Raw genomic sequence first — 23551 nt, forward strand, 5'->3', positions numbered from 1 at the left:
CAACGGATGGGGAGGCTGGGATGGCCGGGACGGACGAGGACACCGTCGCCGCCGCGGACGACGCGCTCTATGTGCTCACGGCGGCGCTGCTGACGCCGGCGAAGTTCCCGGCGGCGCTCGGGGACGACTACCCGGAGGCCTGCGCGGCGCTCGACCTCGCGCCGCTGGCCGAAGGCTACGGCCTGGTGCTGGGCCAGGACGGCGAGGGCGCGCGATGGACGGTCGTCATCGACGACGTGTCGCTCGTGGCGGTCGCGATCGCGTCGTGGGACTGCGGCATGGAGCACGAGCTGTCGCCCGACGAGCGGACGGTGGTCGCGGCGCTGCCCGGGTGGCCCTTGGACGTCGCCGTCGCGGCGCCCGGTGTGCCCGCACCGCACGATCCCGCCCCGGAGATCACCGACGGGCCCGCGCTGACCCCGCCGGACACCTCCGTGTGGGGTCCGGCCACGCGGCGCCTGGGGGCCGACGAGATCGCGGTCCAGTGGACCCTGTGGCGGGACCGGATAGACGACGCCGACTTCGTCACGGAGGCCGACACGGCGGGGCGCGCCGAGGGCTCCGGCCCGGTGGACGCCGAGGCCGGGGCGGACGCGGCGGAGCAGGACGGCGGCCCGAACACGGAAGGCGGCAGCGACCGGGACGCGGACGGGACCGAGGCCGGGCAGACCCCGCCGACAAAACACGGCGACATCCGGCGGGTGCTGGCCGAGGCCCGTGCCTATGTGGAGACTCCACCGCCACCGGGTCGCGTACGGTCGTCGTTCGCGCCCGGCGATGCCCGCACCCTGCGCGCCGACGGCCCCGGCTGGTCGCTCGTGGCTCGGACCGACGACATCGCGTTCCTCCTGTTGGACACGCGGCCCGGCGAGGTGCTCCCGGTCGGCCGGGGACCGGAACTGCCGGGACTCCTGAAAGCGCTGGACGACATGGCCGTACGCCCGTTCTGAGGCGGTGCGAGAGCCGCGGTGAGGCGCTCTGCGGGGGCGTCACGCCCCGCCCGTCCCACCGGGACGCGCGCCCACCGCGGTCCTCGCACCCGGTGGCTCCCTCGTCGGCTCTCCGGCCCGGCTCTGCCAACAGCCCTGTCAGCGACCGAGCTCCTTGCGGGTGACGCGGCGCAGCCTGCGCCGCTGTGCGGGATCCAGCGTGAGGTAGGCCGCCGCCGGAACCCCCAGGACGATCAGCAGAGCCGCCCACCAGGGCAGCCAGATCAACAGCAGAATCCCGACCGCCACACCTCCGGCGGCGATCTTCGCGTTCCTCGACATGTGCGTCGCCTCCTTCGCGGCCCCTGCCGCTCTCTGTCATGAAAACGGGTCCGCGCCGCGCGCGGTTCCGGAACCGACCCTGAAACGTCCCTGACCTCCACCCCGAGGCAGCCCTGAGGCGGCTCTGAGGCGGCCCTGGGAATGCTGTACCCTCGGCGACCCCGACCCGGCTAGTCAAACTTGAGAAGTGCACTCACCGCTGCGCAGAGGGTTCCCGTGGAAACAGTGTCCGAGATCTCCGAACTGGCCGGGTGCCAAGCCGTGTTCGTGCCCGCCGTCCCGGCGCGCACCGGCGCCGTCGCGTTCTGGCGACCCGACCGGGGCCGGCTCCCTTCCCGTCTCTCCCCGGCCTCGGCGGCCGTCGAGGATCTGCCGGTCGTCCGGCCCGCCGATGTCGGCGTGACCCTCACCCGCGTGCGTGCCGTCCGGATACCGGTGCGGGAGGCCCTGCCGGTTCTCGCACACGCGCGTGTCGCCCAGGAAGGGCACCGGGCGACTGTGTTCTGGGGCGCGGCATCGCTGCTGGCGCTGCGGTTCGTGGCGCGGGGGCAGCTGCTGCCCGGCCTTTCCCCGGACGACCACGACGCCTGGCGGATCGGCCCCCTCGGCCCGGACGACGTCGAGGCCGTCCGCCGACTGGCCGCCTCCATGCCGCCCGAGGCGCACGCCGTGCCCGTGGACGCCGCCGCGCCGCTGCGGCTGCCGGATCCGGAACGGCTGCTGCGGGCCTTCCTGGACGCGGTCGCCGACGCGCTGCCCCGCTCCCCCGCGGCGCCGCTCGTGACCGGCGGACCGGCCTACGCGGCACCTGAGCCACGCCGGCTGCCGGAACTGCGTGCCTGGGCCGACGATGTCGCCGCGGGCCACGACGCGGGCGTCCGGCTCTCGCTGCGCGTCGAGGTGTCCGGGATCGAGCCCGGAGAGTCGGAGCCGATGCCCGACGCGTCTGAGGCACGGTTCCGGGCCGTGCCCCAGATGCACAGCGTCAGCGATCCCGCGCTCGTCGTGGAGGCCGCCGAGATCTGGGGTGAAGCGGGGGCCGTGCAGGGTCGCTTCGGTCCACGCGCGCGCAGGGACGCACTGCTCGCGCTGCGCCGCGCGGCCCGGGCCTGGCCCGCGCTCACACCGCTGCTGTCCGCCGCCGTGCCGGACGCCGTCGGTCTCCTCGAGGAGGAGATCGCCGAACTGCTCGGGGAGGGCTCGCGGGCGCTGGCGGCCGCGGGGGTCGAGGTGCACTGGCCGAGGGAGCTCGCCCCGGCCCTGACCGCCCGCGCGGTGGTCGGCCCACCGGAGGACGGCACGGAGGGAAACGGCACGGAGGGAGTCGGCACGGACGGAAACGGCTTCGGCCCGGACACCCCGTCGTTCCTGTCGGCGGACGCCCTGCTGTCATTCACCTGGTGGTTCGCGTTGGGCGACCAGCGGCTCACGCGCGAGGAGCTGGACCGGCTTGCCGAGGCCAACCGGCCCCTCGTCCGGCTGCGCGACCGGTGGGTCCTGATCGACCCGGAGGAAGCGCGCCGGGCCCGCGCGCACCAGGACGGCAAGGTGACGCCTGTCGAGGCGCTGGGCGCCGCGCTGGCCGGGTCCACCGAGGTGGACGGCCAGGTGGTCGAGGTACAGCCCACGGGGTGGCTCGCGGGCCTGCGGGAGCGGTTGACGGACCCCGGGGCGCAGGAGCCGCTCGACCAGCCCCCCGCGCTGGACGCGACCCTGCGCGACTACCAGCGGCGCGGCCTGGACTGGCTGGCGCGGAACACCTCGCTGGGGCTCGGCTGCTGTCTGGCCGACGACATGGGGCTGGGCAAGACCATCACGCTGATCAGCCTTCATCTGCACCGCCAGTCGGACGCCGCGGCGGCCGGTCCGACTCTGGTGGTCTGCCCGACGTCCCTGATGGGCAACTGGCAGCGGGAGATCGAGCGGTTCGCCCCGGGCACTCCGGTGCGCCGGTTCCACGGACCGCGGCGTGCGCTGGACGCCCTGGCGGACGGGGAGTTCGTGCTGACGACCTACGGCACCCTGAGGCTGGATGCGGACCGGCTCGGCGAGGTGCCCTGGGGTCTGGTCGTCGCGGACGAGGCGCAGCATGTGAAGAACCCTTACTCGGCGACCGCACGCGCCCTGCGCACCCTCGGGGCACGCGCGCGTGTGGCGCTGACGGGCACACCGGTGGAGAACAACCTGTCGGAACTGTGGGCGATCCTGGACTGGACGACACCGGGTCTGCTGGGCCGGCTGGGCACCTTCCGCAGACGGTACGCGCGCGAGGTGGAGGGCGGCGGGGATCCGGCCGCGGCGGAGCGGCTGTCCCGGCTCGTGGCGCCGTTCCTGCTGCGTCGGCGCAAGTCGGACCCGGGGATCGCGCCGGAGCTGCCGCCCAAGACCGAGACCGACCGACCGGTGTCGCTCAGCACGGAGCAGACCGGCCTGTACGAGGCGGTGGTGCGCGAGACGCTGGCGGCGATCGCCGGGGCCGACGACATGGCGCGGCGCGGGCTGATCGTGAAACTGCTGACCGGCCTCAAGCAGATCTGCAACCATCCGGCGCAGTACCTCAAGGAGGATCGGCCGGGGGCTGCCGGGCGCTCCGGGAAGCTGGAACTGCTGGACGAGCTCCTGGACACGATCCTCGCCGAGGGGGCGGGCGTCCTGGTGTTCACGCAGTACGTGCGCATGGGGCGGCTGTTGGAGCGGCATCTGGCGGCACGCGGTGTGCCGACGCAGTTCCTGCACGGCGGGACTCCCGTGGCCGAGCGCGAGGCGATGGTGGGGCGGTTCCAGGACGGGGAGGTGCCCGTGTTCCTGCTGTCGTTGAAGGCGGCCGGGACCGGCCTCAACCTCACGCGCGCGGAGCACGTCGTGCACTACGACCGCTGGTGGAACCCGGCTGTGGAGGCGCAGGCGACCGACCGGGCGTACCGCATCGGGCAGACCCGGCCGGTGCAGGTCCACCGGCTGATCGCCGAGGGCACGATCGAGGACCGGATCGCGGACATGCTGCGCCGCAAGCAGGGACTGGCCGACGCCGTGCTGGGGTCCGGCGAGGCGGCGTTCACGGAGCTGACGGACAGCGAACTGGCGGAACTGGTCGAGCTGCGTGGGGGCGTGCGATGAAGGCACACGAAGGCGATCCGGAGCGTACGTTCGCGGCGTTGCCTCCCGCGCGCGGGAAGGGCTTCGCGCAGAGCTGGTGGGGCCGGGCGTGGCTGGCCGCGCTGGAGGACGGCGCGCTGGTCTCGGAGAGCGTGCGGTCGGGGCGCCGGCTGGCGCGGGCGGGTGCCGTGGGGGCGGTGTCGGTGCGGCCGGGGCGCATCACGGCCGTCGTACGGGAGCGCGACCGCACGGCGCATCGGGCCGATGTGATGCTGGAGGAGCTCTCCGACCCGGAGTGGGACCGGTTCCTGGACCTGGCGGCGGAGCGGTCGGGGCATGTGGCCGCGCTCCTCGACCGCGAGATGCCGCCACATCTGGTGGAGGACGCGGAGACGGCGGGGGTCGCCCTGCTGCCGGGGCTCGGCGAGCTGGAGGCCGAGTGCGACTGCGGGGCCTGGGACCACTGCGGTCACACCGCGGCACTCTGTTACCAGGTGGCGCGGCTGCTCGACCAGGATCCGTTCCTCCTGCTGCTGATCAGGGGACGCGCCGAGCGGGCCGTACTGGACGCGCTCCAGGCCCGTGGCGCGGCCGCTCCCGCAGCGGCGGAGCCCGCTCGGCCGGACGGGGTGGACGCGGCCGAGGCGTATGCGGCGGGGGACGTCCTGCCGCCGTTGCCCGCCCTGCCCGAGGTTCCCTCGGAGCCGGGTGTTCCGCCCTCGTGGGACACGGACGTCCCGGCGCCGCCCGGGGTGGAGCCGGCGGCTCTGCGGATCCTGGCCGCCCGGACGGCCGCAGCCGCCCGTCTGCGGCTCGCGGAGGCCCTGCGCGAGGGAGCGGGCGCACTTCCCCCGGCGGAGCGGCTGACGGCCGCTCAGGACGCGGTGCGGCTGGCCGCGGGCGAGTCCGGCGAGACGGGGGCCGACGCGGTGGGCGAACGGCTCGGCGCCGGGTCGGGGCGCGGCCGGGAGCAGTTGGCGCGGGCCGTACAGGCCTGGCGGCACGGCGGTGCGGCGGCCCTGTCGGTGCTGGAGGAGGAGTGGACGGTGGAGGGCGAGGCGCTGGCACGCGCGCGTGCGGCGCTGGAGTCGGCCTGGGAGGAGGACGAACGACCGGTGCTGCGGGCGCGGGGCAACCGGTGGACGGTGGTCGGCGAGTCCGGTCAGGTGCGGCTCGGGCGGGACGGTCGCTGGTGGCCGTACCGCAAGGAGGGCGGGCGCTGGGTTCCGGCCGGGATCGCGGCACGGGACCCGGCGACGGCCCTGGCTGCGGCCCGGTCGGACGAGGAGGGGGAAAGAGGCGAAGGGGACGAAGGGGGCGGGGAAGCGCTTTCCCTAGCTCGGAAGGGGTGAGGCGGCGGTCCGTCGGGCGGCGGACGCCCCGCGTTCACCGGAACGTCGTGTCCCGTTCGGCGGGTGCGCCAACTCTGGCCGCTGTCACCGAACTTGCCCTTCAGGAGGCTTGATGTCCCCGCACCCCGTCGGCCGGCGCCGCGTCCACCGTTCCCTCGCGGCGGGCGTGCCGCTCGCCGTGCTGGCCGCTCTCGCCCTGGCCGGTCCGGCGACCGCGGGCACCGCGGCCGGGCAGGCGCGTGTGACGCGGACCGCCACGCTGGGCGACCTCCCGCTCGGGACGTTCAGCAACGGTTTGCTGCCGGGCACGGTGGACGACGACCGGGGCGTGGACCTCGGCGGGATCGGCAGCGACATCTACCCGACGGGCCGCAAGGGCGAGTTCTGGACGATCACGGACCGCGGGCCCAACGGCCAGATCAAGATCGACGGGAAGAAGCGCCGTACGTTTCCGGTCCCCGGCTTCGATCCCGCGATCGTGCGGATCCGCGTGAGCGGTGACACGGTGAAGGTGCTGGAGGCCATCCCGATCACCACGTCGTCCGGGAAGCCCGTCACCGGTCTGTCGAACCAGGAGGGCCGCGACGAGGCGCCGTACTCCTACGACGCGCGGACGCCCCTGTCGTACCACCTGAACGGGCTGGACACCGAGGGCATCGTGCGGGCCGCGGACGGGAGTTTCTGGCTCGCCGACGAGTACGGCCCCTCGCTGGTGCACGTCTCCGCGCGCGGGAAGGTGCTGACCCGCTATGTGCCCAAGGGGCTGAACCTCACGGGCGCGGACTACCCGGTGGTGGAGGCGCTGCCCTCGGTGCTGCTGCACCGCAAGATCAACCGGGGCTTCGAGGGCCTCGCCCAGCTTCCCGGCGGGGACCTGGTGCTGGCCGTACAGAGTCCTCTGTCGCTGCCCGACACGGACGCCGGGGAGGCCTCGCTCACCACCCGGCTGGTGCGTTTCTCGCCCCGGAAGAAAGCGGTCACCGCCGAGTACGCGTACCGCTTCGACCCGGTGGACGTGGTCGACCCGGGCGAGGACGACACCTCCGAGCTGAAGATCTCCTCCGTGGTCGCGGTGGGCGGCGACCGGCTGCTGGTCGAGGAGCGGACGGACAGGGCCGCGCGGTTGCAGGTGGTGCGTCTGACGCGGGGCGCGGACATCCTGGGCGGCCGGTGGGACGACGACACGACCTCACCGTCGCTGGAGCAGCTCGCCGACCCGGCGGCCTCGGGTGTCCCGGTGCTCGCCAAGCGGCTGGTGGTCGACCTGGGCAAGGTCGCGGGAGTGCCCGGGAAGATCGAGGGCGTCGCGCGCGTGGACCACGACACGCTGGCCCTGATCAACGACAACGACTTCGGGATGACGGACGGCGCGGGCGCGTTCGACGCACAGGGCCGGCTGGTGGACAGCGGCATCGAGACGACCGTGACCTACATGCGGCTGCCGCGGGGCATCTGACGCCGTACGCGCGCGTGGAGGCTCGTGTGCCTCCACGCGCGCGTACGGGCTAGGGCAACAGCGCCGTCAGGGACGGCAGCAGCGAGTCCAGGTCGCTCGGCAGCTCCGTCGGCAGAGTGCTCGGGAGCTGGGACGGCAGCTCGCTCGGCAGGGTGCCGGGCAGTTCCGTCGGCAGGCTGATCGAGGGAGCGGGCGTGGTGCCGGTCCCGCCGGTCGGCTTGTCGTCCGGGGAGTCGTCGCCGGACGAGGCCATCAGGACGACGACGAACACGGCAGCGGCGGCGACGAGCAGCACGAGCACCGCGACGAGCGGGTTCCGGCGCCGTCGGGGGCCGCCGGGGCCGTAGCCGGGGGCGGGCGGTCCGAAGCCGCCGTGCGGCGGTGTGTCGCCCGGCGGGCCGGGCGGGTGAGGCGGAACGGGTGGCGTGGCCATACGTCCAGCGTCCCCGCGAACAGGGCCGGGAACGACCTCCGCACGGAAGTTGATACCGGCTCATGCCGTGGAGGGCATGATTCCGGCGTATTCCGTACGGAGGCCCGGTCCGGGGTCCGGCCCAGGAGTCCGACTGAGGAGTCCGGCTGAGGAGTCCGGTCAGGAGTCCGGACCGGAGTCCGGACCGGAGCGGGTCAGCCGCGGGCGCCCAGGAGGTGGTCCATGGCGAGCTGGTCGAGGCGCTCGAAGGCCATGCCGCGGGCGGCGGCCGCGTCGGCGTCGAAGTCCTCGAACGCGGTCCGGTCGGCGAGCAGGCCCTGCAGACCGTCGGCGGCGGTCGCCTGGGCCAGCTCGTCCAGGCGGGAGGCGCGCAGGGCCTCCTGGACCTCCGGGTCGGCGCGGAAGGCGGCCGCGCGCTCCTTGAGGATCAGGTAGTTGCGCATGCAGCCCGCTGCCGAGGCCCACACGCCGTCGAGGTCCTCGGTGCGCGGCGGCTTGAAGTCGAAGTGCTTCGGGCCCGCGTAGCCGGCGCTCTCCAGCAGGTCGACCAGCCAGAACGCGGAGCGCAGGTCGCCGGCGCCGAAGCGCAGGTCCTGGTCGTACTTGATGCCGGACTGACCGTTGAGGTCGATGTGGAAGAGCTTGCCCGCCCACAGCGCCTGCGCGATGCCGTGCGGGAAGTTCAGGCCCGCCATCTGCTCGTGGCCGACCTCCGGGTTGACGCCGTACAGCTCCGGGCGCTCCAGGCGGTCGATGAACGCGAGCGCGTGGCCGACGGTGGGCAGAAGGATGTCGCCGCGCGGCTCGTTCGGCTTGGGCTCGAGGGCGAAGCGCAGGTCGTAGCCCTGGGAGGTGACGTACTCGCCGAGGAGGTCGAACGCCTCCTTCATGCGGTCGAGGGCGACGCGCACGTCCTTGGCGGCACCGGACTCCGCGCCCTCACGGCCACCCCAGGCGACGTAGATCTTCGCGCCGAGCTCGGCGGCCAGGTCGATGTTGCGGATCGTCTTGCGCAGGGCGTAGCGGCGCACGTCGCGGTCGTTCGCGGTGAACGCGCCGTCCTTGAAGACGGGGTGCGTGAAGAGGTTGGTGGTGGCCATCGGCACGGTCATGCCGGTGGTGTCCAGGGCCTGACGGAAGCGCTTGATGTGCTCCTCGCGCTCGCTGTCGGAGGACCCGAACGGGATCAGGTCGTCGTCGTGGAAGGTCACGCCGTAGGCGCCCAGCTCGGCCAGGCGCGTCACCGTCTCGACCGGGTCGAGGGCACGCCGCGTGGCGTCGCCGAACGGGTCCCTTCCCTGCCAGCCGACGGTCCACAGGCCGAAGGTGAACCTGTCCTCAGGGGTGGGCTGGTAGCTCATTGCCGCGGCTCCTTGTTGTGCAGAGGGGTTGTGCAGAGGGTCGTGCGATCGGTGGCGATCAGTTGGCGATCGGTGGCGAACTATTTCGTCATGGCCGTTTACAAATTAGTATGCGAACGCATCTCTGGGAAGACAGATCCCGCGGAGCCGCGGAAAAACTTGAGGGAGAACCCGATGTCAGCAGCCGAGGGTCCGCTCGTCGTCGGGGTGGACTCGTCCACCCAGTCCACCAAGGCGCTGGTCGTCGACGCGGGCACCGGCGAGATCGTCGCGAGTGGCCAGGCGCCGCACGCGGTCTCCACCGGGGCCGGCCGGGAGAGCGACCCGCGCCGGTGGTGGGACGCGCTGCACGAGGCGCTGCGCCAGTGCGGTGAGCCGGCACGCGAGGCCGCCGCGGTGTCGATCGGCGGGCAGCAGCACGGCCTGGTGACGCTGGACGGGCACGGTGAGCCGGTGCGGCCCGCGCTGCTGTGGAACGACGTGCGCTCGGCCCCCCAGGCCCGGCGGCTGACCGAGGAGCTGGGCGGGGCGAAGTTCTGGGCGGAGCGCACCGGATCCGTCCCGGCCGCGTCCTTCACGGTCACCAAGTGGGCGTGGCTCGCCGAGAACGAGCCGGACGCGCTGCGTGCCACGAAGGCGGTACGGCTCCCGCACGACTACCTGACCGAGCGCCTCACCGGTGAGGGCACCACCGACCGCGGCGACGCCTCCGGCACCGGCTGGTGGGCGTCGGCGACGGAAGGGTACGACGAGGGGATCCTCGCGCGCGTGGGGCTCGACCCGGCGCTGCTGCCCCGCGTGGTGCGGCCCGGCGAGATCGCGGGCACCGTGCGCGACAGCCATGACCTGCCGTTCGCCAAGGGCACGCTGGTCGCCGCGGGCACCGGCGACAACGCGGCGGCCGCGCTGGGCCTCGGGCTGCGTGCGGGCACCCCGGTGCTCAGCCTCGGCACGTCCGGCACGGTGTACGCGGTGTCGAAGCACCGGCCGGCCGACCCCACCGGCACCGTGGCGGGCTTCGCGGACGCCCACGGCGACTGGCTGCCGCTGGCCTGCACGCTGAACTGCACGCTCGCCGTGGACCGCCTCGCGGCCCTGCTGGGCCTGGACCGAGAGGCCGTGGAGCCCACCTCGGACCTCACGCTGCTGCCCTACCTGGACGGCGAGCGCACCCCGAACCTGCCGAACGCCTCGGGTCTGCTGCACGGCCTGCGCCACGACACCACCGCCGGGCAGCTGCTGCAGGCCGCCTACGACGGTGCCGTGCACTCGCTGCTCGGCGCGCTGGACCTGGTCCTCGACGAGGACGCGGACCCGTCGGCTCCGCTGCTGCTGATCGGTGGCGGCGCGCGGGGCACGGCCTGGCAGCAGACCGTACGGCGGCTGTCGGGGCGGCCGGTGCAGATCCCCGAGGCCAAGGAGCTCGTCGCGCTGGGCGCGGCGGCCCAGGCGGCCGGGCTGCTGACCGGCGAGGACCCGGCCGCGGTCGCCCGCCGCTGGAACACCGCGCGCGGCCCGGTCCTCGACGCCGTGGAGCGGGACGACGCGACGCTGACCAGGATCGCCGGGGTACTCTCCGACGCGGCCCCGCTGCTGGAGCGGAGCACGCACACCGGCTGAGCCGCGACCTATCGGCTCATCAATGAATCGACGAAGCAACGAATCGACGGAGGCATGACCGCACCGCTGCACGAGGCCCGCGCCACCGGCCCGGGGCGCGCGCTGCCCGACACCCAGCAGGGCATGCGCCGCCGCAACCTGGCGCGGGTGATGCACACCGTGAGCGCCGAGGGGCCGCTGTCCCGGGCGGCGGTCGCCTCACGCATCGGTCTGACCCGTGCGGCGGTGTCGACCCTCGTCGACGAGCTGATACGCACCGGACTGCTGGAGGAGCTCGGCCCGGAGCGGCCCGGCCGGGTGGGCCGGCCCGGGTCGGCGCTGGCGGTCAGCGGGCGCGGCCCGGCCGGGCTGGGCGCCGAGGTCGGCGTCGACCATCTCGCGGTGTACGTCGTCGATCTGCGGGGCGAGGTACGCGCGCGTGCCGTGCGGCACGGTACGAACCGGGGCCGTTCCCCCGAGCCGGTGATCGAGGAACTCACCGGGCTGCTGCGCGAGGCCGTCGCGGAGGCGGAGGGCGCGGGGCTGTGGCCGGCCGGGCTGGCCGTGGCCGTCCCCGGCCTGATCGCCCGCGACGCCCGGACCGTCGTACGCGCCCCGAACCTCGGCTGGCACGACACCGATCTCGGCGCCCTGCTGCCCGCCGACTGGCCGCTGACGGTGGACAACGAGGCCAACTTCGGCGGACTGGCCGAGCTCTGGCTCGGCGAGGACACCCCGCAGGACTTCCTGCACGTGTCGGCGGAGATCGGCATCGGTGCCGCGGTCGTCGTGGACGGCAGTCTGCTGCGCGGCACCCGCGGCTTCGCGGGCGAGCTGGGGCATGTGCCGGTCCACCCCGACGGGCCGCGGTGCGGCTGCGGCGGCCGGGGGTGTCTGGAGCAGTACGCCGGCGAGGAGGCGGTTCTGCGCGCGGCCGGGCTGGAGCCGGGCGGCGACCGGGTCGGCCTCCTCGCGGGCCGGGCCGCGGACGGCGACCCCGAGGTACGGCGCGCCTTGCACGAGGCGGGCGAGGCCCTCGGTATCGCCCTGACCGGTGCGCTCAACCTGCTGGACCCCGAGAGCGTCGTGCTCGGCGGCGCGCTGGCCGGGCTCGCACCGTGGCTGCTGCCGTCGCTGGAGTCCGAACTCGCCCGGCGGACGGCGGGCCCCGCCCGCCCCGTCTCCGTCTCCCGGCTGGGCCCCGAGGGGCCGTTGCTGGGGGCGGCGCACTCCGTTGTCCGGGCCGTGCTGGACGATCCGGCGGCGGTGGCGAGGGACGGCTCCTGACCCCGTCTGCAACCGGAACTACGCGTTCGAGTGAGCGAGTTGTCCCCATGCAGCCTCCTGTCCACCGAACCGCCCGACGTCCCACGGCCCGACCGGTGATCGCCGTAATGTGATCGACGCGGGGGCAGCCGTCGGCCTCCGCGGAACGGAGAGCCAGCCATGACCCCGCACGTGTCCCTTCCCACCCGGCGGCGGCTGCTGCGGGGCGCCCTGCTCGCGGCCGTCCCCTACTCCCTGCTCCCGGACCCGCCGGCCGGTGCGCAGACCCAGGCCGTCGACTACCGCCCCGCCGAATGGCAGCCGGCGACCACGGCCAACTACACGGCGGCCGACCGCCCCACGTCCCATCCGGTCGACCGGGTCGTCATCCATGTCACCCAGACCGAGTTCGCCAAGACCGTGACCGTCTTCCAGAACCCGAGGAAGAGAGTGTCGGCGCACTATGTCGTGCGGTCCGCCGACGGGCATGTGGCGCAGTGCGTACGGGAGTCCGACATCGCCTGGCACGCCGGGAACTGGGAGGTCAACACCCGCAGCGTCGGCATCGAGCACGAGGGCTGGGTGGACCGCCCCGCCTATTTCACCGACGCGCTCTACGAGCGTTCCGCCCGGCTCACGGCGTCGGTCTGCGAGCGGTACGGCATCCCCCGGGACCGTGCGCACATCATCGGCCACTACGAGGTCCCGGGCACCGACCACACCGATCCCGGCCCGAACTGGGACTGGGCGCGCTACCTGAGACTCGTCAACGGCATCTGACGGGCGAAGGGCGTCCGACGGGCGGCGCTTCCCGGTCCGGACCGGGAACCGGATGCGCAGCTTCGGACGATCCGCGTCCAAATGGTTGTCGCTCCGCACACCCGGAGTGACGATGTCCCCAGCCGATATCCCCTGCCGATGCCGCCTGGCGACGTCCCCAGCGGATGCCGCCGGCCGATGTCCCAGCCGTGTCGTCCCCCGGGAGGGCGAGTTGTCGAGCGATCCATGGGTGGCCCTGGAACCGGGGGCCGACCCTGCCGAGCGGGCACGGATCCTGCGCCGGGCGTACCAGACGTTCACCGAGGCGGGGACCGTCCCGAGACCGGTGCGGTCGGTCGTGGCCGACTCGTGGCGGCGGTCGGCGCGGGCCGGTGTCGGTCCCGACGGCACCGCGAGTGTGGAGCTGACCGACGGCGATCTCGGCAGCTACCGGTCCGAGCATCCGCTGGCGCGGGTGATGCCGCTGTTCCGGGAACTCATGGGCACGTTCGCCGCCGACGGGGAGCATCTGCTCGCGGTGTGCGACGCGCACGGCAGGCTGCTGTGGGTCGAGGGCCACGCGGCGACCCGCAAGCAGGCCGGGACGATGAACTTCGTGCCGGGGGCGCGGTGGGCGGAGAGCGCCGTCGGGACGAACGCGCCGGGCACGGCGGTCGCCCTGGACCGGCCGGTGCAGGTGTTCGCCGCCGAGCACTTCATCCGGCAGGTGCAGCCGTGGACGTGCGCGGCCGCGCCGGTGCACGATCCGCGGACCGGACGGGTGCTGGGGGCGGTGGACATCACCGGCGGGAACGGGCTGGCCCATCCGCACAGCCTGGGATTCGTCCAGGCGGTCGCTCGGGCCGCGGAGTCCCAGCTCGCCCTGCTCGCCCCCGAGTTGCCGCAGCCCGACGCACTGGAGCTGACCGTGCTCGGCCGGGACGAGGCGCGGCTGGTCGCCGGTGGCCGCAGTGTCCGGCTCAGCCGCCGGCACAGCGAGATCCTGGTGCTGCTGGCCCGTCATCCGGAGGGCCTGACCGGCGACGAGTTGCTGTGCGCGCTGTACGAGGACGAGACGGTGACGCCGGTGACCCTGCGGGCGGAGCTCGCCCGGCTGCGCGGGGTGCTCGGCCCCGGGCTGCTGGCCTCGCGCCCGTACCGGCTCACGGTTCCCCTGGAGTCGGACGTGGCGATCTTCGAACGGCGCCTGGCGTCGGGTGCGTTGACGGCCGCCGCAGCGGGGTACTCCGGGCCGCTGCTGCCGGCGTCGCAGGCCCCGGCGGTCGTAAGGCTGCGACAGCGCCTCGCCGACGGGCTGCGTGCCGCGCTGATCGCCGGCCAGGATCCCGACCTCCTGGCGGACTGGGCGCACGCGCCGTGGGGCGAGGAGGATCTGGACGTCTGGCGGGCGCTGGCGGCGGCCCGCCCGACGGCGGCGACACGGGCACGGCTGGCGGCGCTGGAAGCGGAACTGAGGGCGCCGGACGGCTGGGTCCGCCCCGGGCCGGGTGCCGAGGGGATCACCGCAACGTTGCTGCAACGTCCGGGTCCCTAGCCTGCCGCGCAGAGCCGCCCAACGGCGGGCGGCCCTGCTGAGGGAGGCACACCGGCATGACCCGTTACGCGGCGCCCGGCACCGAGGGCGCGATCGTCTCCTACCAGGCGCGCTACGACCACTTCATCGGCGGCGAGTACGTGCCGCCGGCCCGCGGGCAGTACTTCGAGAACCCGTCTCCCGTCAACGGGCAGCCCTTCACCGAGGTGGCCCGCGGCACGGCGGAGGACGTGGAGCGGGCGCTCGACGCGGCACACGCGGCCGCGCCGGGGTGGGGGCGTACGTCGGCGACCGAGCGGTCGGACATCCTGCTGAAGATCGCGGACCGTATGGAGGCCTATCTGGAGCCTCTCGCGGTCGCGGAGAGCTGGGAGAACGGCAAGCCGGTCCGGGAGACGCTGGCGGCGGACATCCCGCTGGCCATCGACCACTTCCGCTACTTCGCGGGGGCGGTGCGCGCGCAGGAGGGTTCGCTCAGCGAGGTCGACGACGACACGGTGGCGTACCACTTCCACGAGCCGCTCGGGGTCGTCGCGCAGATCATCCCGTGGAACTTCCCGATCCTGATGGCCACATGGAAGCTGGCGCCGGCGCTCGCGGCGGGCAACGCGGTGGTCATCAAGCCGGCCGAGCAGACCCCGGTCTCCCTGCACTACTGGATGAGCCTGGTCGCGGACCTGCTGCCGCCGGGCGTGGTGAACATCGTCAACGGCTTCGGCCCGGAGGCGGGCAAGCCGCTCGCGTCCAGCCCCCGGGTGGCGAAGGTGGCGTTCACCGGCGAGACCTCCACGGGCCGGCTGATCATGCAGTACGCCGCGGAGAACCTGAAGCCCGTCACGCTGGAACTGGGCGGCAAGTCGCCGAACATCTTCTTCGACGACGTGTGGGACAAGGACGACGACCTGCGCGACAAGGCCCTCGAAGGGTTCACGATGTTCGCGCTGAACCAGGGCGAGGTGTGCACCTGTCCGTCGCGCGGTCTGATCCAGCGCGGGAACTACGGCGACTTCCTCCAGGCGGCCGTCGCCCGCACCGAGCTGATCAAGCCGGGCAACCCGCTCGACACCGACACGATGATCGGCGCGCAGGCGTCCAACGAGCAGCTGTCGAAGATCCTGTCCTACATCGACATCGGTCGCCAAGAGGGTGCCAAGGTGCTCACCGGCGGTGAACGCGCCGAGTACGACGGCGAGTTGAAGGGCGGCTACTACGTCCAGCCGACGATCTTCGAGGGCGACAACCGGATGCGTGTCTTCCAGGAGGAGATCTTCGGACCGGTCGTCTCGGTGGCCTCCTTCGACGACTTCGACGACGCCATCAAGATCGCCAACGACACCCTGTACGGCCTCGGGGCCGGCGTGTGGACCCGCGACATCAACACGGCGTACCGCGCGGGCCGGGCGATCCAGGCGGGCCGCGTCTGGACCAACTGCTACCACGCCTACCCGGCGCACGCCGCCTTCGGCGGGTACAAGCAGTCGGGGATCGGCCGGGAGACGCACAAGATGATGCTGGAGCACTACCAGCAGACGAAGAACCTCCTGGTGTCGTACTCCCCGAAGAAGCTGGGCTTCTTCTAGGAGTAGAAAAAGGGCGCCTGACCTGGGCAGATGCCCGTCAGGCGCCCTCCTCGGCGCGCATCCAGGCGGCGAATCGAAACACGCCCTCACTCCCGATATCTCCCGCCCGTATCCCCGCTCTGACCAGCAGTTCCGGGGCATTTCCGGGCCAAGGTCCCGCTAAGGCGCTCTCCGTTTCGTCTTCGTCCGTCGCCTCCTCCCCTCACCGCATCGAGTCTTCGAGCCGCAGGTCCCGATGCAGCCCGAACCGCATTACGTCGATCGCCAAAGCCGTCCTCGCCCTGGAGCGGCACAGCTGAAGAAGCTCATGGTTTCGCTCCAGCGAGTGGATGATCCAGCGGCTGTGGGGAGGGGCCGTCGTCGGGTCGTTCGACGAGGCGGCCGCGTTCGAAGCGAGTTCCGGCGCGGACGAGGGCGACGAGGTGAGGAGCGTTCACGGCCCGCCACCGCTGCTGGGCGGACTTCGGGAAGGCGGGTCTCGGGGAACACCTCGGCCAGGGCCGTCCGGAAACCGAGCGCACCGTCGCCGACCGCCAGGACGGGGGCGTGCATCCCGCGCCGCTGGCAGTCGCGCAGCAGGTCGGCCCAGGAATCGGCTGACTCGCGGTAGCCGTCGCTCATGGCGATCAGTTCCTTGGTGCCGTCCGCGCGCATGCCCATCAGCACGAGCACGCACGACTTCGCCTCCCGTAGGCGGATGCGCAGGTGGATGCCGTCGCCCCCTACGTAGACGTAGTCGCCGGCGGACAGGTCGCGCTCGCCGAACGCCCGGTGGTCGGCCTGCCACTGCTGGGTGAGCCGGGTGATGGTCGCCGGTGACGGACCCGCCGAGCTGCCCAGGAACTGCTCCAGGACGGGCACGAAGTCGCCGGTGGACAGACCGTGCAGGTAGAGCAGCGGCAGCACCTCACTGATCTTCGGGGACTTGCGGCACCACGGCGGCAGGATCGCGGAGGCGAACCGCTTGCGCTCCCCCGTGGCCTCGTCGACGCGCTTGTCGTTGACCCGTGGCGCCGCCATCTCGACCATACCGGCCGCGGTGGTGACCTTCCTCGGCTGGTGGTAGCCGTTGCGCACCGCCGGACGGCGCCCGTCGTCGTCGCACTCGTCGGTCAACTCGGCTATGCAGGCGTTGACTTCAGCCTCCAGCGCGGCGGCCCGCATCCGCCTCGCGCCCTCCCGGACCATCTCGTCGATCAAGGAGGAGCTGTTTGGGTGGCGCCGTCGTCGTTCACTACGCCGAGCACGGGCGTGCCTGCCCGACCCGCGCGGCAACGCGGGCCTACTCGAAACCAGTCGATCGACCGCTCGGGAAGGTACGCCTTCCCGAACTGATCGACGGGATCTGAGCGTTGCTCCGCCGGAGGAACCCTGTCGTGCGTTTGTCCATAGCGCCGGACCCTGGGCGACGAGAACACAGCCCACGCACAAGGAAGTTGAAAGCTTTCCCATCGGTTCACCGACGCGACTGCGGCATCTGCGACCGCTCGCCAGAGGCACGCCCCGAGCCAATTCTATACAAACTCTTGACGTTACTTCGTTGAGATGTAGATTCTGGCGCACTGCCTCTCACCCGTGCCCACTCAGGAGCTGCCATGGGTGCTGTCTCTCTCATCCCTCTCACCAGAACCGTCGCCGCACTGGCCGTGGCCGCTCTGGCGCTGTCAGGCTGCGGATCGAGCATCGACCAGTCGGGCGGCGCCGGTTCCGCCTCCGGCACACCCTCCGAAAACGTCAGGATCGGACTGCTGGTCCCTCTGTCAGGGGTCTACGCCCCCCTCGGCGAGGACATGCGCAGCGGTTTCCAGCTCTACCTCGACCAGCACGACGGCAAGCTCGGCGGGCGCAAGGTCAAGCTCGTGACGGCCGACGAGGGGGAGGGCCCGCAGACCGGTGTCCCCGCCGCGCAGAAACTCGTCACCCAGGACCAGGTCACCGCCGTCGCGGGTGTGGTCAACTCGGCCACGGCCCTGGGCCTGCGCGACTTCTTCGACGAGTCCAGGAAGCCGCTGCTGATCGCCAACGCCGGAGCCGACGACATCACCGGAGCCCGCAAGTCCGACTACGTGTGGCGGACGAGCTTCAGCAACGGCAAGGTGTCCGCCGCCCTCGGACCGACCGTCGCCAAGAAGGTCAAGGGCAAGGTGTACCTCATCGCCTCCGACTACGCGGCCGGCAAGGAGATGGTCGCCGGGTTCCGCAAGAGCTTCGAGGCCGCGGGTGGGAAGGTCGCGGGCGAGAAGTACACGCCGTTCGGCAAGACCCAGGACTTCCAGCCCTATCTCTCGGCGATCCGCGAGTCCGGAGCCAAGGCCGTCTACAGCTTCTACGCCGGCGCCGAGGCCGTGAACTTCGTCAAGCAGTACCAGCAGTTCGGGCTCGCCAAGAAGACACCCCTGTACGGCACCGGCTTCCTCACCGAGGGCGGTGTGCTCGCGGCACAGGGCAAGGCCGCCCTCGGAGTGCAGACCTCGCTCCACTACTCCACCGAGCTGGACAACCCGCGCAACAAGGCGTTCGTGAAGGCCTACAGCGAGAAGACGGACAAGCCGCCGACGGTCTACGCCATGCAGGCCTACGACACCGCGGCCGTCCTCGACAAGGCGCTGGCGAAGGCCAGGAGCGACAGCGGCGAGGACCTGGTGGCGGCGCTCGGCGGCATCGGAACGGTCGACAGTCCCCGAGGGACGTGGACCTTCGACGCCGACCACAACGTGCAGCAGAAGTACTACCTGCGCGAGGTCCGGTCCAGCGCGGGGACGATCGTCAACGCGGTCGTCGGCGAACTCGGCTGAGCGGGGCCGGGATGGCGATCTATCTGGTGAGCGTCCTCAACGGACTGGCGATGGGGTCCCTGCTGTTCGGGATCGCCCTGGGGCTCTCCCTGGTGTTCGGCATGATGGACGTCCTGAATCTCGCCCACGGGGCCGTCTACCTGGTCGGGGCCTATGTCCCGGTGGCGCTCGTCGCGGACAGCGGGAGCGTGCTGGCCTTCGTCCTGGCGGTGCTGGCCGCCGCCATGGCGGGTGCCGTGCTCGGCGGTCTGCTGGCGGCCCTGACCCGGGCGACCGCACACCATCTCGACCAGGCCCTGCTCACGCTCGGCGTCGCCCTGGTCGTCGCCGAACTGCTGGCCCTGGCCTTCGGCAACGACGTGCACTCCATCGCCGCCCCCGCGCCGGTCGGCGGCGCTGTCACGGTGCTCGGCGAGACGTACCCCGTCTACCGGCTGCTCGTCATCGGGTTCGGTGTGGTGCTGGCCGTGGCCGTGTACGTCCTGGTGGAGCGCAGCCCGCTGGGCTCGGTGATCCGGGCCACGGTCGCCGACCGCGCCATGGTGGCCGCACTCGGCATCAACACCGGCCGGGTGCTGGTCGGGGTCTTCGCCGCGGGCGCGGCACTGGCCTCGGTCGGCGGGGTGCTGGCCGGCCCGATCCTGGGCGCCCAGCCCGGCCTCGACGAGAAGGTGCTGCTGCTCGCGCTGGTCGTGGTGGTCGTAGGCGGCCTGGGTTCGGTGCGCGGCGCTCTGCTGGGCGCCGTGCTGATCGGGCAGGTACAGACGCTGGGCACCGCGCTGCTGCCGCAGTACGCGTCGTTCCTCGTCTTCGCCGCGATGGCGCTGGTGCTGCTGGTGAGGCCTGCGGGCCTGCTGCCCGCAGGAAGGGCGGTGCACCCGTGAAAGCGGTCGACGCGGTGCAGGCCGGCACACACGTCCCAGAGGGCCCGCTCACCGATGAGGGGCCCTGCCGGACCCGAAGCGGAACCGGCGGCGGCACACGCCGGCCCGGCCGGTGGGCCGCCGTCACGACGGCCGTGCTGCTGCTGGCGGTGGCTCCGCTGGCACTCAGCCCTTATCCGGTGTCCGCGATGACCCGGATGCTGGCGTTCGCCGTGCTGGTGATCGGCGTCGACCTGCTGACCGGGATCACGGGGCTGCCGTCGCTCGGTCAGGCGGCCTACTTCGGCGTCGGCGCCTACACGGCCGTCCTCGTCGGGGTGCACATCACCCCGGACGCGATGGTGCAGACGCTGGCGGGCCTGGTCATGGGCCTGGTCGCCGCTGCGGTCACCGGATGGGTCGCCGTACGCGCCCGCGGCATCGTGTTTCTCATGCTGACGCTCGCGATCGGCGAGTCGGTGCACCAGATCGCCGACGGCTGGCCGGCCGTGGGCGGCAGCAACGGACTCGCCGGGATGCCCCCGATCACCCTGCTCGGCGGGCCCCCGCTGCTCGCCGCGGGGTTCGTCTACTGGTGGGTGCTCACCATGGCGGTGCTGGTGTTCGCGGCGGTCGCGCTGATCGTCCGCTCCCCCTACGGAAGGACCCTGCGGGGCATCCGCGACAACGAGGCCCGGATGCGGGCGCTGGGCTACCGCCCTGCGCTGGCCCGGTACGGCGTCTTCTGTCTGGCGGGGGCCGTCGCGGGAGTGGGCGGTGCGCTGTGGGCAGCACAGGCAAGGTTCGTCTCGCCCGGAGACCTGGGCTTCGAGGTCGCGGCGCTGGCTCTGCTCAGCGTGGTCATCGGCGGCCCCGGCAGCCTGTGGGGGCCTTGCCTGGGAGCCGCGCTCGTCCTGTTCGTCCGGGACAACCTCTCCGCGTCGATCGGCGGCCACGGCCCATTGGTGCTGGGCGCGGTGTTCGTCGCCGTGGTCCTGCTGATGCCGCACGGCCTCGCGGGCCTCACCAGTGCACGCTCGAGGGTGCTCGGCCGTGTTCGCCGCCGGAAGGAGAGCGCCTCGTGACGGCCCAGCTCGAACTGCGCGGACTGACCCGCTCCTACGGTTCGCTCACCGCTGTCGACAGCGTGGAGCTGACGGTCGCCCGGGGCGAGCGGCATGCGCTGATCGGTCCCAACGGCGCCGGAAAGTCGACCTTGTTCGCGACCGTCGCCGGGACGCTGCGCGCGTCGAGCGGCAGCGTGCTACTGGCCGGGCAGGACGTCACTTCGTTGACGGAGGCGGACCGTGTCCGGCGCGGCATGGTCCGCACGTACCAGCACTCCAGTCTGTTCCTCGACTGCTCGGTGCTGGACAACGTCGCCCTCGCCGCGCAGCGCGTGCACCGCGTGGCCCATCGCTTCGACCGGGCGGCCCGGCACTTCCGGCGCACCGAGTCCGACGCGCTGCGCCATCTGGACTCGGCCGGGCTCTCCGGGCGGGGCCGGGACAAGGCGTCCGCCCTGTCCCATGGTGAGCGGCGGCAGTTGGAGGTGGCGATGGTGCTCGCCACCGAACCCTCCCTGGTGATGTTCGACGAGCCCACGGCCGGGATGTCGGCCGCCGAGACCGAGCGGTTCGTCGCCCTGCTGGAGCGTCTCCCCGGGGATCTGACCGTGGTCGTCGTCGAGCACGATCTGGACGTGGTGTTCCGCCTGGCCGACCGGATCACCGTGCTGCACCTGGGCCGGGTCCTCGCCTCCGGGCCACCGGAGGCGATCCGGGCCGACGAGGCCGTGCGGCGGGCGTATCTCGGTTCCGCCAGGACCGAGGACCTGTTCACCGATGCCGGAGGATCTCGATGACCGATCTGCTGAGCGTGCGCGATCTGCGCGCGGGACACGCGGGCACCACCGTGCTCGACGGTGTCGACCTCACCGTCCCGGCCGGTGCCGTGGTGGCGCTGCTCGGCCGCAACGGCGTCGGCAAGACCACCTTCGTCCACACCGTGATGGGGATGCTCAGGCCGTACTCCGGCAGCATCCGCGTCGGCGGACGCGAACTCGCCGGGGCGGCGGCGCACACCGTCGCACGCCACGGCGTCGCGATCGTGCCCCAGGGCCGCCGTGTGTTCGCACCGCTCACGGTGGAGGAGAACCTGACCATCGCGGCCCGGGCGTCCAGAGACCGCCCCGGCTCCTGGACCACGAGGCGCGTCTACGAGCTGATGCCCCGCCTCGCCGAGCGGCGCGCCAACAGGGGCGACCAGCTTTCCGGCGGGGAGCAGCAGATGCTGGCCATCGGCCGGGCGCTGCTGAGGAACCCTCGGCTACTGCTCCTGGACGAGCCCTCGGACGGCCTCGCGCCCGCGGTCGTCGACCGGATCGCCGAGGTGCTGGAGGGGCTGCGCGGCGAGGGCATCGCGGTCGTGCTGGTGGAGCAGGACCTGCATCTGGCCTTCCGGCTCGCCGACGAGGTGGCCGTCATGCAGAAGGGCCACATCGTGCACCGCGGTTCCACCGCCGAGTTCCGTCAGAACCGGCAACGCGCCCACAGCCTCCTCGGCGTGGGCTGATCCGTACAGGGGCCTTGTGCCACACCACGCGAACTGCACCTCACGGGAAAGGAAAAGAGCTGATGCACCCCCCACGTTCCACTGCTCGTTCCTGGTCGGCCGCGCTCACCGGCCTCGCCCTGGCCATCGGTCTGACGGTGGTGGCTCCTGCGAGCCGGGCGGCCTCCCCTCCCGTCGGTGAGCCGGTCAGAAGCTGCGCCAGCCTGACCGGGCTGACCTTCACCGACGGCACCCGCGTCACCAGCGCCGCGGAGGGTTCCGGGACCCCCGCGATCTGCCAGGTCCGCCTGACGGTTCCCGAGAGCGTCACCATCGCGGTGTCCCTGCCGACGCACGGCTGGAACGGGCGTTTCCAGGGCGTCGGAGGCGGCGGTTACGCCGGCGTCCTCGCGCCTCCCGACGACGCCGCGAAGGCGGGCTACGCCGCGGCGGCCACGGACACCGGCCACAGCGGATCACCGGCCTCCGGCGCCTGGGCGTGGTCGCCGACCGGGATGAAGCAGAACCTCATCACCGACTTCGCCAACCGATCCGTCCACGAGATGACCGTCAAGGGCAAGGCGGTCACCGAGGCCTACTACGGCCGCGAACCGGCCCGTTCCTACTGGAACGGCTGTTCCACCGGCGGCCGGCAGGGCCTGATGGAGGCCCAGCGCCATCCCGAGGACTACGACGGCGTTCTCTCCGCCGCCCCCGCCATCAACTGGGACCGGTTCATCCCGTCGGAGCTGTGGCCGCAGATCGTGATGCGGGAGAGCGGCCATGTGGTCAGCTCCTGCGCCTTCGAGGCGGTCAACCGGGCGGTGGTCGCCGCCTGCGACGGCAGAGACGGTCTGACGGACGGGGTCGTCGACCCCCGGACCTGTCCCTTCGACCCGTCGACACTGATCGGCAGGAAGACCCCCTGCGGCACCATCACCGCGAAGGACGCGGCCGTGGTCCAGAAGATCTGGCAGGGGCCGCGCCGCCGCGACGGCTCCTTCCTCTGGTACGGGCTGGCGCCGGGCGCCGCGTTCGACGGACTCGCCGGCAGTACCCCCGCCGGGGAGGCCGCGCCGTTCCCGATCACCACCGACTGGTTCACGTACTGGCTGGCCAAGAACCCGGACTTCGACTGGCGCACCATCGGCACGGCGGGGTTCGCCGACTGGTTCGACCGTTCCCGGGCCGAGTACCACGATGTCCTGGGCACCGACGACGCCGACCTCCGCGCCTTCCGCGACGGGGGCGGCAAGCTGCTCATGTGGCACGGCTGGGCCGACCAGCTGATCTTCCCTCAGGGCACGATCGACTACTTCCAGCGGGTGACCGCGAGGATGGGCGGACTGCAGCGCACCGAGCGGTTCGCGCGGCTGTTCATGGCCCCGGGCGTGGCGCACTGCGCTGGCGGCCCCGGCGCCGCTCCGGCCGATCCGCTCGCCGCGCTGGTGAAGTGGGTGGAGAAGGGCGACGCCCCGAAGACCCTCCTGGGCCGTAACGGGGACCTCACACGCCCGCTGTGCCGCTGGCCCGCCGTTGCGCGCTACACGGGCGGCGACACGGACGACGCCGCCGACTTCCGCTGCTCCGCGACGTACAGCCGGTGACGCGG

18 protein-coding genes and 1 pseudogene are annotated in these 23551 nt (G+C 72.7%); 15 read left to right on the forward strand and 4 right to left on the reverse strand.

Annotation, left to right across the window (positions count from 1 at the left end; translation table 11 throughout):
* The first annotated feature begins 20 nt into the window (after positions 1-20).
* Positions 21-950, forward strand: a complete 930-nt coding sequence (locus ACYQ8Q_RS04675) for a hypothetical protein (RefSeq protein WP_460062176.1) — start codon at positions 21-23, stop codon at positions 948-950.
* Between the two features lie 138 nt (positions 951-1088).
* Here the strand turns inward: ACYQ8Q_RS04675 and ACYQ8Q_RS04680 are convergent, their stop codons facing one another.
* Positions 1089-1271, reverse strand: coding sequence for a hypothetical protein (locus tag ACYQ8Q_RS04680; protein ID WP_358996930.1), 183 nt, complete (start codon positions 1269-1271; stop codon positions 1089-1091).
* 225 nt (positions 1272-1496) lie between these two features.
* Here ACYQ8Q_RS04680 and ACYQ8Q_RS04685 point away from each other — a divergent pair, with 225 nt between their 5' ends.
* From ACYQ8Q_RS04685 to ACYQ8Q_RS04695, 3 genes are all read left to right on the forward strand, one after another.
* Entirely contained in the window at positions 1497-4388 is a 2892-nt protein-coding gene (locus ACYQ8Q_RS04685; protein ID WP_460062178.1) for a DEAD/DEAH box helicase, read from the forward strand.
* The gene (locus tag ACYQ8Q_RS04690) at positions 4385-5719 is read left to right on the forward strand and encodes an SWIM zinc finger family protein (protein ID WP_460062179.1); all 1335 of its coding nucleotides are present in this window, start codon (positions 4385-4387) and stop codon (positions 5717-5719) included. The genes ACYQ8Q_RS04685 and ACYQ8Q_RS04690 overlap by 4 nt, the downstream gene beginning before the upstream one ends.
* A gap of 112 nt (positions 5720-5831) precedes the next feature.
* Complete coding sequence (locus tag ACYQ8Q_RS04695; protein ID WP_460062181.1) at positions 5832-7175, forward strand: esterase-like activity of phytase family protein; 1344 nt, start codon at positions 5832-5834, stop codon at positions 7173-7175.
* Positions 7176-7224: 49 nt separating this feature from the next.
* Here the strand turns inward: ACYQ8Q_RS04695 and ACYQ8Q_RS04700 are convergent, their stop codons facing one another.
* Together ACYQ8Q_RS04700 and xylA are read right to left on the reverse strand one after the other, a co-directional pair.
* Positions 7225-7608, reverse strand: a complete 384-nt coding sequence (locus ACYQ8Q_RS04700; RefSeq protein ID WP_460062183.1) for a hypothetical protein — start codon at positions 7606-7608, stop codon at positions 7225-7227.
* Positions 7609-7802: 194 nt separating this feature from the next.
* Positions 7803-8969, reverse strand: a complete 1167-nt coding sequence (gene xylA / locus ACYQ8Q_RS04705) for a xylose isomerase (RefSeq protein WP_460062185.1) — start codon at positions 8967-8969, stop codon at positions 7803-7805.
* Positions 8970-9143: 174 nt separating this feature from the next.
* Here xylA and xylB point away from each other — a divergent pair, with 174 nt between their 5' ends.
* The 5 genes from xylB to exaC all read left to right on the forward strand — a co-directional run bounded on the left by xylB (position 9144) and on the right by exaC (position 15728).
* Positions 9144-10589, forward strand: a complete 1446-nt coding sequence (gene xylB / locus ACYQ8Q_RS04710; RefSeq protein WP_460062187.1) for a xylulokinase — start codon at positions 9144-9146, stop codon at positions 10587-10589.
* 54 nt (positions 10590-10643) lie between these two features.
* Positions 10644-11855, forward strand: coding sequence for an ROK family protein (locus ACYQ8Q_RS04715; protein ID WP_460062190.1), 1212 nt, complete (start codon positions 10644-10646; stop codon positions 11853-11855).
* A 159-nt stretch (positions 11856-12014) separates the two neighbouring features.
* Positions 12015-12614 (forward strand): N-acetylmuramoyl-L-alanine amidase, encoded by a 600-nt coding sequence (locus tag ACYQ8Q_RS04720; protein ID WP_460062191.1) that lies wholly within the window; start codon positions 12015-12017, stop codon positions 12612-12614.
* 211 nt (positions 12615-12825) lie between these two features.
* The gene (locus ACYQ8Q_RS04725; RefSeq protein ID WP_460062193.1) at positions 12826-14148 is read left to right on the forward strand and encodes a GAF domain-containing protein; all 1323 of its coding nucleotides are present in this window, start codon (positions 12826-12828) and stop codon (positions 14146-14148) included.
* Positions 14149-14204: 56 nt separating this feature from the next.
* On the forward strand, positions 14205-15728 hold the full coding sequence (gene exaC, locus ACYQ8Q_RS04730; RefSeq protein WP_460062195.1) for an acetaldehyde dehydrogenase ExaC: 1524 nt from the start codon (positions 14205-14207) through the stop codon (positions 15726-15728).
* 471 nt (positions 15729-16199) lie between these two features.
* Here the strand turns inward: exaC and ACYQ8Q_RS04735 are convergent.
* Positions 16200-16975 (reverse strand): annotated as a pseudogene (locus ACYQ8Q_RS04735) (IS256 family transposase); the annotation flags it as partial.
* Positions 16976-17323: 348 nt separating this feature from the next.
* Between ACYQ8Q_RS04735 and ACYQ8Q_RS04740 the strand changes: the two are divergent.
* The 6 genes from ACYQ8Q_RS04740 to ACYQ8Q_RS04765 all read left to right on the forward strand — a co-directional run bounded on the left by ACYQ8Q_RS04740 (position 17324) and on the right by ACYQ8Q_RS04765 (position 23546).
* Complete coding sequence (locus ACYQ8Q_RS04740; protein ID WP_460062198.1) at positions 17324-18523, forward strand: ABC transporter substrate-binding protein; 1200 nt, start codon at positions 17324-17326, stop codon at positions 18521-18523.
* Between the two features lie 11 nt (positions 18524-18534).
* Entirely contained in the window at positions 18535-19407 is an 873-nt protein-coding gene (locus ACYQ8Q_RS04745; RefSeq protein WP_460062201.1) for a branched-chain amino acid ABC transporter permease, read from the forward strand.
* Positions 19404-20471: a branched-chain amino acid ABC transporter permease gene (locus ACYQ8Q_RS04750; RefSeq protein WP_460062202.1), complete on the forward strand. Its 1068-nt coding sequence runs from the start codon at positions 19404-19406 to the stop codon at positions 20469-20471. The genes ACYQ8Q_RS04745 and ACYQ8Q_RS04750 overlap by 4 nt, the downstream gene beginning before the upstream one ends.
* A complete protein-coding gene (locus ACYQ8Q_RS04755; RefSeq protein ID WP_460062204.1) occupies positions 20468-21250 on the forward strand; it encodes an ABC transporter ATP-binding protein in 783 nt (260 codons plus the stop codon). Before ACYQ8Q_RS04750 ends, ACYQ8Q_RS04755 begins: the two co-directional genes overlap by 4 nt.
* Positions 21251-21255: 5 nt before the next feature.
* Entirely contained in the window at positions 21256-21960 is a 705-nt protein-coding gene (locus tag ACYQ8Q_RS04760) for an ABC transporter ATP-binding protein (protein WP_460073169.1), read from the forward strand.
* 62 nt (positions 21961-22022) lie between these two features.
* On the forward strand, positions 22023-23546 hold the full coding sequence (locus tag ACYQ8Q_RS04765; protein ID WP_460062206.1) for a tannase/feruloyl esterase family alpha/beta hydrolase: 1524 nt from the start codon (positions 22023-22025) through the stop codon (positions 23544-23546).
* Positions 23547-23551 lie beyond the last annotated feature (5 nt).

Source organism: Streptomyces sp. YKOK-I1 (assembly GCF_054660435.1).

Bases quoted from the DNA above. Each gene is read 5' to 3' on its own strand.
- ACYQ8Q_RS04675 (WP_460062176.1), top strand. From the start codon at position 21: ATGGCCGGGACGGACGAGGACACCGTCGCCGCCGCGGACGACGCGCTC.
- ACYQ8Q_RS04680 (WP_358996930.1), bottom strand. From the start codon at position 1,271: ATGTCGAGGAACGCGAAGATCGCCGCCGGAGGTGTGGCGGTCGGGATT.
- ACYQ8Q_RS04690 (WP_460062179.1), top strand. From the start codon at position 4,385: ATGAAGGCACACGAAGGCGATCCGGAGCGTACGTTCGCGGCGTTGCCT.
- ACYQ8Q_RS04695 (WP_460062181.1), top strand. From the start codon at position 5,832: ATGTCCCCGCACCCCGTCGGCCGGCGCCGCGTCCACCGTTCCCTCGCG.
- ACYQ8Q_RS04700 (WP_460062183.1), bottom strand. From the start codon at position 7,608: ATGGCCACGCCACCCGTTCCGCCTCACCCGCCCGGCCCGCCGGGCGAC.
- xylA (WP_460062185.1), bottom strand. From the start codon at position 8,969: ATGAGCTACCAGCCCACCCCTGAGGACAGGTTCACCTTCGGCCTGTGG.
- xylB (WP_460062187.1), top strand. From the start codon at position 9,144: ATGTCAGCAGCCGAGGGTCCGCTCGTCGTCGGGGTGGACTCGTCCACC.
- ACYQ8Q_RS04715 (WP_460062190.1), top strand. From the start codon at position 10,644: ATGACCGCACCGCTGCACGAGGCCCGCGCCACCGGCCCGGGGCGCGCG.
- ACYQ8Q_RS04720 (WP_460062191.1), top strand. From the start codon at position 12,015: ATGACCCCGCACGTGTCCCTTCCCACCCGGCGGCGGCTGCTGCGGGGC.
- exaC (WP_460062195.1), top strand. From the start codon at position 14,205: ATGACCCGTTACGCGGCGCCCGGCACCGAGGGCGCGATCGTCTCCTAC.
- ACYQ8Q_RS04740 (WP_460062198.1), top strand. From the start codon at position 17,324: ATGGGTGCTGTCTCTCTCATCCCTCTCACCAGAACCGTCGCCGCACTG.
- ACYQ8Q_RS04745 (WP_460062201.1), top strand. From the start codon at position 18,535: ATGGCGATCTATCTGGTGAGCGTCCTCAACGGACTGGCGATGGGGTCC.
- ACYQ8Q_RS04765 (WP_460062206.1), top strand. From the start codon at position 22,023: ATGCACCCCCCACGTTCCACTGCTCGTTCCTGGTCGGCCGCGCTCACC.